Origin of the sequence: Streptomyces sp. NPDC006197 (assembly GCF_040613865.1) — a bacterium.
GTDB lineage: Bacteria > Actinomycetota > Actinomycetes > Streptomycetales > Streptomycetaceae > Streptomyces.
Map to the genome: position 1 here is coordinate 1 of NZ_JBEXSZ010000209.1, position 10,494 is coordinate 10,494.

The window sequence follows — 10,494 nt, forward strand, 5'->3', positions numbered from 1 at the left end:
CGCCCCCGCGCCCGCCCCCGCCCCACGACGAAGCCCCACAACGGAGCCCCACGACGGAGCCCCACAACGGAGCCCTACGACGCCGTCGTCGGCTCAGCCGAAGACGGCGAGGCTCTTGGCCTTGCCCCGCTGCTCCTCGACGAGCGCGAGCAGCTTCCCCTCGGGCCCGAAGACCGCGACGGGCCCCTTCGGGTACTCCGGCATCTCCAGGCGGACGCCGTTGAGGAGCAGCCCGGCCCGCTTCCCGTCGACCTCCCAGCGGGGGAACGCCGCCGCGGCCGCGTCGGCGACCGGCATGACCGTCAGCTCCTCCTGGAGCTGGTCCAGGGTCCGGGCCGAGTCCAGCTTGTACGGGCCGACCCGGGTGCGCCGCAGCGCGGTCAGGTGGCCGCCGACGCCGAGTCCGGCGCCGAGGTCCCGGGCGAGCGCCCGGATGTACGTACCGGAGGAGCAGACCACCGAGACGACCAGGTCGATGACGGGCGTGCCGTCCTCGGCGGTGTCGTCGCGGACGTCGTACACCCGGAAGGAGGAGACGGTGACCGGGCGGGCCGGGATCTCGAACTCCTCGCCGCCGCGCACGCGCGCGTACGACCGCTTGCCGTCGATCTTGATCGCGGAGACCTTCGACGGCACCTGCATGATGGCGCCGGTCAGTTCGGCGACGCCCGCGTCGATCTGCTCCCGGGTGACCTTCGAAGCGTCGACCGACGCCGTGATCTCGCCCTCGGCGTCGTCGGTGATCGTCGTCTGGCCCAGGCGGATGGTGCCCAGGTACTCCTTCTCGGTCAGCGCGAGGTGACCGAGGAGCTTGGTCGCCCGCTCCACGCCGAGGACGAGGACGCCCGTGGCCATGGGGTCGAGCGTGCCGGCGTGGCCGACGCGGCGGGTCTTGGCGATCCCGCGCATCTTGGCCACGACGTCGTGCGAAGTGAAGCCCGACGGCTTGTCGACGATGACAAGCCCGTCGGGCGTCTTTCCCGAGGTGCTCATTCGGCGGCTTCGTCCTCGCCCGGCTTCTTGTAGGGATCGGCGTCGCCCGCGAAGGAGGCGCCCGAGGAGGCCTCCCGCACCTGGGCGTCCGAGGCCCGCGCCTTGTCGAGGAGGTCCTCGATCGTCCGCGCGTTCTCCGGGAGGGCGTCGGCCACGAAGGTCAGGGTCGGGGTGAACTTGGTCCCCGCCGCCCGGCCCACGGCCGAACGGAGGATGCCCTTGGCGCTCTCCAGGCCGGCCGCGGCGCTCGCCCGGTCCTCGTCGTCGCCGTAGACCGTGTAGAAGACCGTGGCCTCCCGCAGGTCGCCGGTGACGCGGGTGTCCGTGATGGTCACGTGCGTGCCCAGGCGGGGGTCCTTGATGCCGCGCTGCAGCTTCTCGGCGACCACCTCCCGGATGAGGTCCGCCAGCTTCTTCGCCCGCGCGTTGTCGGCCACTGGTCCTTCTCCTTCTTTGCCTTGCTCAAATCAGTCTTCATCAGTGTGGAGCCTTCGGCGCACCGAAAGGAGTTCCACCTCGGGCCGTGCGGCGACGAGCCGCTCACAGCGGTCGAGCACGTCCGATACGAACCCCGGGTCCCCGGACACCAGTGCGACGCCCAGTCGGGCCCTGCGATGGAGGTCCTGGTCGCCCACCTCGGCCGCGCTCACGGAGAACTTGCGCTGGAGCTCGGCGACGATGGGCCGGACGACGGAGCGTTTCTCCTTCAACGAATGAACGTCGCCGAGGAGCAGGTCGAAGGACAGAGTCCCCACGTACATGTGGTGCCGGATGTCCCGCCGGTTCGGGTTCGGTGACCTGCCGGGCCGTCGCTCGGCAGGGACACCAGAACCGTACACGCAACGGCCGGGGCCGATCGACGGAAATATCTTCCGCCGACCGGCCCCGGACGCAGCCCTACGCGTTACGCGCGCGGCTTCTCGCGCATCTCGTACGTCGCGATGACGTCGTCGATCTTGATGTCGTTGAAGTTTCCGAGGTTGATACCACCCTCGAAGCCCTCGCGGATCTCGGTGACGTCGTCCTTGAAGCGGCGCAGGCCCTCGATGTTGAGGTTCTCCGCGATGACCTTGCCGTCGCGGATGAGGCGCGCCTTGGTGTTGCGCTTGACCTCGCCCGAGCGGATGAGGACACCGGCGATGTTGCCCAGCTTGGACGAGCGGAAGACCTCGCGGATCTCCGCCGTACCGAGCTCGACCTCTTCGTACTCCGGCTTGAGGAGGCCCTTGAGCGCCGCCTCGATCTCCTCGATCGCCTGGTAGATGACCGAGTAGTACCGGACGTCGACGCCCTCGCGCTCCGCCATCTGCGCGGCACGGCCGGCCGCACGGACGTTGTAGCCGATGACGATGGCGTCGGAGCCCATGGCCAGGTCGATGTCCGACTCGGTGACCGCACCCACACCGCGGTGCAGGACGCGGATGTCGACCTCCTCGCCGACGTCGAGCTGGAGCAGCGAGGACTCGAGGGCCTCGACCGCACCGGACGCGTCGCCCTTGATGATGAGGTTGAGTTCCTGGACGAGACCGGCCTTGAGCACCTTGTCGAGGTCCTCGAGGGACACCCGGCGGACGCGCTTGGCGAAGGCGGCGTTGCGCTCACGCGCGGCGCGCTTCTCGGCGATCTGGCGGGCCGTACGGTCCTCGTCGACGACCAGGAAGTTGTCGCCGGCACCCGGGACGTTGGTGAGACCCAGGACGAGGACGGGAGTCGACGGGGTCGCCTCCTCGACGTTGTTGCCCTTGTCGTCGAGCATCGCCCGGACGCGGCCGTACGCGTCGCCGACGACCATCGTGTCGCCGATGCGCAGCGTTCCGCGCTGGACGAGGACGGTCGAGACGGCACCGCGACCACGGTCGAGGTGGGACTCGATCGCGATGCCCTGCGCGTCCTGGTTCGGGTTGGCCCGCAGGTCGAGCGAGGCGTCGGCGGTGAGGACGACGGCCTCCAGCAGGGAGTCGATGTGCAGACCCTGCTTGGCGGAGATGTCGACGAACATCGTGTCGCCGCCGTACTCCTCGGCCACGAGACCGAACTCGGTCAGCTGACCGCGGACCTTGGTCGGGTCGGCACCCTCGACATCGATCTTGTTGACCGCGACGACGATCGGGACGCCGGCGGCCTTGGCGTGGTTGAGCGCCTCGATCGTCTGCGGCATGACGCCGTCGTTGGCCGCGACCACGAGGATCGCGATGTCGGTCGACTTCGCACCACGGGCACGCATGGCGGTGAACGCCTCGTGACCCGGGGTGTCGATGAAGGTGATGCGACGCTCTTCGCCGTTGACCTCGGTGCCGACCTGGTAGGCACCGATGTGCTGGGTGATGCCACCGGCCTCGCCCGCGACCACGTTGGTCTTGCGGATCGCGTCGAGGAGTCGGGTCTTACCGTGGTCGACGTGACCCATGACGGTCACGACCGGCGGACGGGAGACCAGGGCCTCTTCGCCGCCCTCGTCCTCGCCGAACTCGATGTCGAAGGACTCGAGCAGCTCGCGGTCCTCCTCCTCCGGGCTGACGATCTGAACGACGTAGTTCATCTCTTCGGCGAGCATGACCAGCGTGTCGTCGGAGACGGACTGCGTGGCCGTGACCATCTCGCCGAGGTTCATCATGACCGCGACGAGCGACGCCGGGTTGGCGCCGATCTTCTCGGCGAAGTCGGTGAGGGACGCACCGCGCGACAGGCGAATGGTGTCGCCGTTGCCGCGAGGCAGCATCACGCCGCCCACGGACGGGGCCTGCATGGCCTCGTACTCCTGGCGCCTCTGACGCTTCGACTTGCGACCACGACGCGCGGGACCGCCGGGACGACCGAAGGCGCCCTGCGTGCCACCACGGCCACCCGGACCGCCGGGACGGCCACCGAAGCCGCCGGGACGACCGCCGAAGCCGCCGCCACCGCCGCCGGGACCACCCGGACGACCGCCGCCGCCACCGGGACCGCCGGGACGACCGGCGAAGCCGCCGCCGCCACCGCCGGGACCGGCCGGACGACCGGCGAAGCCGGGACGACCGCCGCCGCCACCGGGACCGCCCGGACGACCGCCGGGGCCACCGGGGCCACGACCGCCGGGGCCGGGACGCGGGCCGGCAGCGGGACGCTGCGGCATCATGCCCGGGTTCGGACGGTTACCGCCGGGCGCGCCGCCCGGACGGGGAGCCTGCGGACGAGGCATGCCACCGGGGGTGGGACGGGCACCGCCCTGACCCTGCGGGCGCGGAGCGCCGCCGGGGCCGCCCTGCGGACGCGGGGCGCCCGGAACGGCACCGGGGCCGCCGGGACGGGGAGCGCCGCCACCCGGACGGGGCGCCTGCGGGCGCGCCATTCCGGTGGAGCCACCCGAGGTGAAGGGGTTGTTGCCCGGACGGGGACCGGCCGGACGGGCACCGCCCGGACGGGGGGCCTGCTGGCCGCCGGGGCGCGGAGCACCCTGGCCCTGCGGGCGGGGCGCACCCTGGCCCGGACGGGCGGGACGCTCGCCGGCGGGACGGGGTCCCGGGGTGGCGCCACCGGTGCGCTGACCGGCGGCGGGAGCCGACGGGGGCGCGGTGAACTCGGGGGCGGCCGGAGCCGGCGTGACCGGCTTGGGCGCGGGCTTCGGGCCCGGGCGGGGGCCCGAGGCGGCCGGAGCCGGAGAGGGGGTGCTGCTCGCGGGCGCGGCCGGAGTGGCCGGTGCCGGCGCCGCAGGCGCGGCGGGGGCCGGCTTGGGGGCCGGGGCGCCGGGCTTGGGGGCAGCGGGACGTGCCACGGCGGCCGGAGACGGCGCCGCGGGGGAAGGCGTCGCCTTGCGGGGCGCGCCGGGCTTGGCAGCGGTCTTGCCGGCGTTGCCGCCGGGACCCTGCAAAGCGTCAGTCAACTTGCGCACGACCGGCGCCTCGATCGTCGAGGACGCCGAACGGACGAATTCACCGAGTTCTTGGAGCTTGGCCATGACGACCTTGCTCTCCACACCGAACTCCTTGGCGAGTTCGTATACCCGGACCTTAGCCACTTTGCTCCTTTGTGAGGTCCGGTTACCGCCGGACCGTCGCTACTTCATGGGCGTACTCATCGCGTACTCATCGAGTGCTCATCGCAATCTCGACCTACTTCCAACTCGCGAGGTACCTGACCGCACGGTGTTCCGTGCCGTACTTCTTGCTCACTGCGGTGCCGCTTGCTCGACGTGGTGGCGGAGTGCCTCCGTGTCGAGCGGTCCCTGGACCTTGAAGGCCCTCGGAAAGGCCCGGCGACGGACCGCCAGGTCGAGACAGACCACGGCGGGGTGCAGGTACGCACCCCGGCCGGGCAGCGTACCGCGATGATCAGGAACGCACTCGTCCTTGTTCACCACGATCCGCAGCAGATCGCTCTTGGCCGCTCGCTCCCGGCATCCCACACAGGTTCGCTCAGGGCACGCGCGGGCATGCGTCCGGCCAGACACTATTAAGTCTACCTCCCCGCACCGACCCCACCCGTTCGGGGCAAGAATCGAACAGTCGTTGTCCAAAAACGGTCTCAGCCCTGCGGCTCGGCCGGCTCCGTGTCCGGACGGATGTCGATCCGCCAGCCGGTGAGCCGCGCGGCGAGGCGGGCGTTCTGGCCCTCCTTGCCGATGGCCAGCGACAGCTGGTAGTCCGGCACCGTCACCCGGGCGGAGCGGGCGGCGAGGTCGACGACCTCGACCTTGGAGACCCGCGCCGGGGAGAGCGCGTTCGCCACCATCTCGGCCGGGTCGTCCGACCAGTCGACGATGTCGATCTTCTCGCCGAGCAGCTCCGCCATCACGTTGCGGACGCGGCTGCCCATCGGGCCGATGCAGGCGCCCTTGGGGTTCAGGCCCGAACGGGTGGAACGGACGGCGATCTTGGTGCGGTGACCGGCCTCACGGGCGATGGCCGCGATCTCGACCGAGCCGTCGGCGATCTCCGGCACCTCCAGGGCGAAGAGCTTCTTCACCAGGTTGGGGTGCGTACGCGAAAGGGTGACGGACGGACCGCGGACGCCCTTCGCCACCCGGACGACGTACGTGCGCAGCCGCAGACCGTGCGTGTACTCCTCGCCCGGCACCTGCTCCTGCACCGGAAGGATGGCCTCCAGCTTGTCGTCCAGCTTGACGAGGACGTTCTTCGGGTCCTTGCCCTGCTGCACCACACCGGCGACGACATCGCCCTCGCGGCGGGCGTACTCGCCGAAGGTCACGTCGTTCTCGGCGTCCCGCAGCCGCTGCTGGATGACCTGGCGGGCGGTGCTCGCCGCGATCCGGCCGAAGTCCGACGGGGTGTCGTCGAAGTCCTTGGGCTCCTGGCCCTCCTCCAGGTCGGAGGGGTCCTCCTTCGCCCACACCGTCACGTGGCCGGTGGCCCGGTTCAGCTCCACGCGCGCGTGGCGGCGGGCGTCGGGAGTGCGGTGGTACGCGATGAGGAGGGCCGACTCGATCGCCTCGACCAGCATCTCGAAGGAGATTTCCTTCTCCTGTGCCAAGCCCTTCAGGAGCTTCACGTCGATGTCCACGGCTACGCCTCCTCTTCCTTCTTGTCCTTGCGGTTGAACTCGATCTCGACACGCGCCTTGGCGATGTCGGCGAAAGCGACCCGGCGGGCGGTGGGCTTGCGCCCCTTCACGCCCGGCACCTCCATGTCGAGGCCGTCCTCGTCCACGGCGAGGATGCGGGCGACCAGGTCCCCGTCCTCGGCGAGCTGCAGCTTCACCAGGCGGCCGGTGGCGCGCACGTAGTGGCGGTGCTCGGTGAGGGGGCGCTCGGCGCCGGGGGAGCTGACTTCGAGGACGTACTCGCCGTCGCCCATCGCGTCGGTCTCGTCGAGCTTCTCGGAGATCTCGCGGCTCAGCTCGGCGCAGACGTCCAGCTCCACGCCCTCGTCCGAGTCGACGACGATCCGCAGCAGCCCGCGGCGGCCGGCCCGGGACACCTCGATCTCTTCCAGATCCAGGTCCTTCGCGGCGACGAGCGGCTCCACGAGTCCGCGCAGCCTGTCGCTCTGGGTGGTGCTCATCCGGGTGACTCCTCGGCCGCGTGTGCTGTTGTGGGTTCGTCGCGTGTCAGACCAAAGGGTATCCGGTCCGGGAGGGTGTTGCCGTCCATCGCCCCGGGGCCCGCGGGTACGCTCGCCTGCGGTGATCTCGACGATCTTCGACGACGGACGGCAGCCGAGGGAGAAGGCGTGACGACGACGGGCAGGCGCGCACTCCTCGTGGCGGGTGCGGCGGCGGGCGCGACCGCCCTCGCGGGCTGCACCTCCTCCCCCGGCGGGCAGCCCCGGCGGCCGAGCGCCGCCGACCTCGAGGCCGAACGGGTGGCGCGCGCCGAGGCGGCCCTGCGGCTGCGGTCGGTGACCGCCGCGCGCGGCCTGCTGGAACGTTACGACGCGACGCTCGCCGCCCACCCCGCCCTGGCCCCCCGGCTGAACCCGCTGCGGCGCGCGGTGGCGGCCCACGCGAAGGCCCTCGGCGAGGGCGGGACGTCGGCGGGGCCGACGGAGACGCCGGGCGGGGACGGCGCGACGGCGGGACCCGACGGGACCGCGTCCGGCGCGCCCGGGAAGACGTCGGGCGCGGGCGGCACGACCGCGGGGGCCGCCGGCTCCGCGGCCGCGGCCGCCTCCGCGAAGCCCGCCGCCTCCCCCGCGCCCGTACGGGTGGCGCCCGACCCCCGGGCAGCCCTCCGGGAACTCGCCACCGCCGAGCGCACAGCCTCCGACGGCCACACGGCCGCGCTGCTCACCGCCCCGCCCGAGTACGCCCGGCTGCTCGCCTCCGTCGCGGCGGCCGGCGCCGCCCACGCCTACCTGCTGACCGAAGGAGCACGGGCATGAGCGCCCTCGACGCGACCCAGGCCGCGCTGGCCGCCGAGCACGCCGCGGTGTACGGGTACGGGGTCGTCGGCGGCCGGATCGGCACCGAGCGGCGGGCCGAGGCCACCGCCGCGTACGAGGCGCACCGGGCGCGGCGGGACGCGCTGCGCCGGACCGTGCGGGACCTCGGCGGGACGCCGGTGGCGGCGGAGGCCGCGTACGGGCTGCCGTTCCGGGTGGCGGACCCGGCCGACGCGGTGCGGCTCGCGGCGGTCCTGGAGGACCGGGTGGCCGGCGTGTACTCCGATCTCGTCCGGGCCACCGGGGGCCGGGCGCGCGCGGAGGCGGCCGCCGCGCTCCGTGAGGCCGCGGTACGCGCCGTCCGCTGGCGCGGCAGCGACGTAACCTTTCCTGGGCTCGCCGAGCGGCTGTAGTCCCGCCCCGACCGAGTCCCGCCCCGACCGAAGGAACAACGTACGCATGGGTTTCGAACCGCCGCAGCGACTGGCCAGGACGCTCGGTGAGACGTACGGGGACGCCGTGGCGGCCGAGTGGCTCGGGGAGCTGCCGGAGCTCGCCGACCGGGCGCTCGACCGGGCGTCCCTGGACACCGAGCGGGTGATGGCCCCCGGCGGACGGAGCAGCCTGGTCGTGCTCGTCCGGCGCTCCGACGGCTCCCCCGCCGCGCTCAAGATCGCACCGCCGTTCACCCGTCCGGACCTGGAGCGGGACGCGCTGGCGCACTGGAACGGCTGGGGCGCGGCACAGCTCCTCGACGAGGCCGGGGAGGGCGCGCTCGTCCTCGAACGGCTCCACCCCGAGGTCTCGCTGCGCTCCCTGCCGGAGGCGAAGGCGCTCCTGGAGGCGGCGGGCATCGTGCGCAGGCTCTGGGTCGAGCCGCCGGCGGAGCACGGTTTCGAGACGGTGGCGGAGCGGACGGCGGCGCAGGCCTCCGCCATGGAGCACTACCGCGCCGACGCCACCGCCGGGGAACTGACCGCGGCGGCGCTCGCGGCCCGTGAGGAGCTGGTCACGGGCGACGCGGAGACGGTGCTGCTGCACGGGAACTTCCGGCAGGGCAAGGTGCTCGCCGGCGACCGGGCGACCTGGCTGGCCGTCGGCCCCGAGCCGCTGGTGGGCGAGCGGGCCTACGACCTCGCCCGGCTCGTACGGGACCGGGTCGAGGACCTGGTGGCCGCCTCCTCGGGGGCCTCGGCGGCCCGGCGGCGGGTCAACAAGCTGGCGGACTCCCTGGACCTGGACCGGGAGCGGCTGCGCGGCTGGAGCCTGTTCCGGGCGGTCGAGTCGGGGACGCGGGCGCTGACGGCGGGGCGGCGGCAGGATGCCGAGCTGCTCCTCGAGTTCGCGAGCTGGCTCTAGGGGAATACCCTTTTTGTACTGTTCGGCTCGATCCAGGGGGCCGTGATGATCCAAGAGCTGGTGATGGCGGCGGCCGGCGCGGGCGCGGCGGTCGCGGTGTACGCGGGTGCGGCGGCGCGCGTGGTCAAGCAGTACGAGCGCGGCGTCGTCTTCCGCTTCGGCCGGCTGCGCGACGACATCCGCTCCCCCGGCTTCACGATGATCGTTCCGTTCGTGGACCGCCTGCACAAGGTGAACATGCAGATCGTCACCATGCCCGTGCCCGCGCAGGAGGGCATCACCCGCGACAACGTGACGGTACGGGTCGACGCGGTCGTCTACTTCAAGGTCGTCGACGCGGCCGACGCGCTGGTCCGCGTCGAGGACTACAAGTTCGCGGTCTCCCAGATGGCGCAGACCTCGCTCCGGTCCATCATCGGCAAGAGCGACCTCGACGACCTGCTGTCCAACCGGGAGAAGCTCAACCAGGGCCTTGAGCTCATGCTCGACAGCCCGGCGATGGGCTGGGGCGTCGCCATCGACCGCGTCGAGATCAAGGACGTCTCCCTGCCCGAGACGATGAAGCGCTCCATGGCCCGGCAGGCGGAGGCGGACCGGGAACGGCGGGCGCGCGTGATCAACGCGGACGCGGAGCTCCAGGCCTCGAAGAAGCTGGCCGAGGCGGCGGGCGTGATGTCCGACCAGCCGGCGGCGCTGCAGCTGCGGCTGCTGCAGACGGTGATGGCGGTGTCCGCGGAGAAGAACTCGACGCTGGTCCTGCCGATTCCGGTGGAACTGCTGCGGTTCCTGGAGCGGGCGACGCCGGGCGCCGCCGCTTCGGAGACGGAGCAGGTCCCGTCGTCGTCGCCGGTGCCGCCGGTGGCACCGCCGGTGGCGCCGGTGCCGCCGCTGAGTGAGGCGTACCTGAGGGGGCGGGCGGCGGCGGCGGAGGCGGTCGAGGACCTGACGGGCTCCTCGGTGGAGCCCACCCACAGAGAACCCGAGGCCTGACCGCCCGCCCCGTTGTGGGCAATAGTTCCGCCGGGGCGGCCACCCACCCCGTTGTGGGCAACTGTTCCGCCGGGGCGGCGCCCACCCACCCCGTTGTGGGCAGCTGTTCCGCTGGGGCGGAACGGGTGGGCACAACGGAACGGCGCCCTTGCCGGCGCCCGAGGCTGTTGCGCCTGAACCCGCACCGCGCTGTGCGCCGCACTCGGGGTGCGGGTCAAGGCGCGGAATGCGGAGCGCGCCCGCAGAGGCGCCGTCCCGTGTGCCCACCCGTCCCGCCCCAGCGGGACGATTGCCCACACGGGGGTGGGCGGGGGCACCGCCCCGGCGGGCGCGGGCC

General features: G+C 72.7%; 11 protein-coding genes. 4 read left to right on the forward strand and 7 right to left on the reverse strand.

Going from position 1 to position 10,494, the window contains the following annotated elements; all coding sequences use genetic code 11:
• Positions 1 to 93: 93 nt before the first annotated feature.
• The 7 genes from truB to rimP form a co-directional block, all read right to left on the reverse strand.
• Positions 94 to 993: a tRNA pseudouridine(55) synthase TruB gene (gene truB / locus ABZ318_RS37040; protein WP_356906822.1), complete on the reverse strand. Its 900-nt coding sequence runs from the start codon at positions 991 to 993 to the stop codon at positions 94 to 96.
• Positions 990 to 1,430: a 30S ribosome-binding factor RbfA gene (rbfA, locus tag ABZ318_RS37045; RefSeq protein WP_225800079.1), complete on the reverse strand. Its 441-nt coding sequence runs from the start codon at positions 1,428 to 1,430 to the stop codon at positions 990 to 992. The genes truB and rbfA overlap by 4 nt, the downstream gene beginning before the upstream one ends.
• A gap of 30 nt (positions 1,431 to 1,460) precedes the next feature.
• On the reverse strand, positions 1,461 to 1,754 hold the full coding sequence (locus ABZ318_RS37050; RefSeq protein WP_019889861.1) for a DUF503 domain-containing protein: 294 nt from the start codon (positions 1,752 to 1,754) through the stop codon (positions 1,461 to 1,463).
• Between the two features lie 143 nt (positions 1,755 to 1,897).
• Positions 1,898 to 4,987, reverse strand: a complete 3,090-nt coding sequence (gene infB, locus ABZ318_RS37055; RefSeq protein ID WP_356906823.1) for a translation initiation factor IF-2 — start codon at positions 4,985 to 4,987, stop codon at positions 1,898 to 1,900.
• A 150-nt stretch (positions 4,988 to 5,137) separates the two neighbouring features.
• Complete coding sequence (locus tag ABZ318_RS37060; RefSeq protein ID WP_078954177.1) at positions 5,138 to 5,419, reverse strand: YlxR family protein; 282 nt, start codon at positions 5,417 to 5,419, stop codon at positions 5,138 to 5,140.
• A gap of 74 nt (positions 5,420 to 5,493) precedes the next feature.
• The gene (gene nusA, locus ABZ318_RS37065; protein WP_123455674.1) at positions 5,494 to 6,489 is read right to left on the reverse strand and encodes a transcription termination factor NusA; all 996 of its coding nucleotides are present in this window, start codon (positions 6,487 to 6,489) and stop codon (positions 5,494 to 5,496) included.
• Positions 6,490 to 6,491: 2 nt separating this feature from the next.
• On the reverse strand, positions 6,492 to 6,989 hold the full coding sequence (gene rimP / locus ABZ318_RS37070) for a ribosome maturation factor RimP (protein ID WP_356906824.1): 498 nt from the start codon (positions 6,987 to 6,989) through the stop codon (positions 6,492 to 6,494).
• Positions 6,990 to 7,157: 168 nt separating this feature from the next.
• Here rimP and ABZ318_RS37075 point away from each other — a divergent pair, with 168 nt between their 5' ends.
• The 4 genes from ABZ318_RS37075 to ABZ318_RS37090 are packed head-to-tail and all read left to right on the forward strand — an operon-like array spanning position 7,158 to position 10,157.
• Positions 7,158 to 7,808, forward strand: a complete 651-nt coding sequence (locus ABZ318_RS37075; RefSeq protein ID WP_356906825.1) for a hypothetical protein — start codon at positions 7,158 to 7,160, stop codon at positions 7,806 to 7,808.
• Complete coding sequence (locus ABZ318_RS37080; RefSeq protein WP_356906826.1) at positions 7,805 to 8,221, forward strand: ferritin-like domain-containing protein; 417 nt, start codon at positions 7,805 to 7,807, stop codon at positions 8,219 to 8,221. Before ABZ318_RS37075 ends, ABZ318_RS37080 begins: the two co-directional genes overlap by 4 nt.
• 46 nt (positions 8,222 to 8,267) lie before the next feature.
• A complete protein-coding gene (locus tag ABZ318_RS37085; RefSeq protein ID WP_356906827.1) occupies positions 8,268 to 9,167 on the forward strand; it encodes an aminoglycoside phosphotransferase family protein in 900 nt (299 codons plus the stop codon).
• A gap of 45 nt (positions 9,168 to 9,212) precedes the next feature.
• A complete protein-coding gene (locus ABZ318_RS37090; protein WP_356906828.1) occupies positions 9,213 to 10,157 on the forward strand; it encodes a slipin family protein in 945 nt (314 codons plus the stop codon).
• Positions 10,158 to 10,494 lie beyond the last annotated feature (337 nt).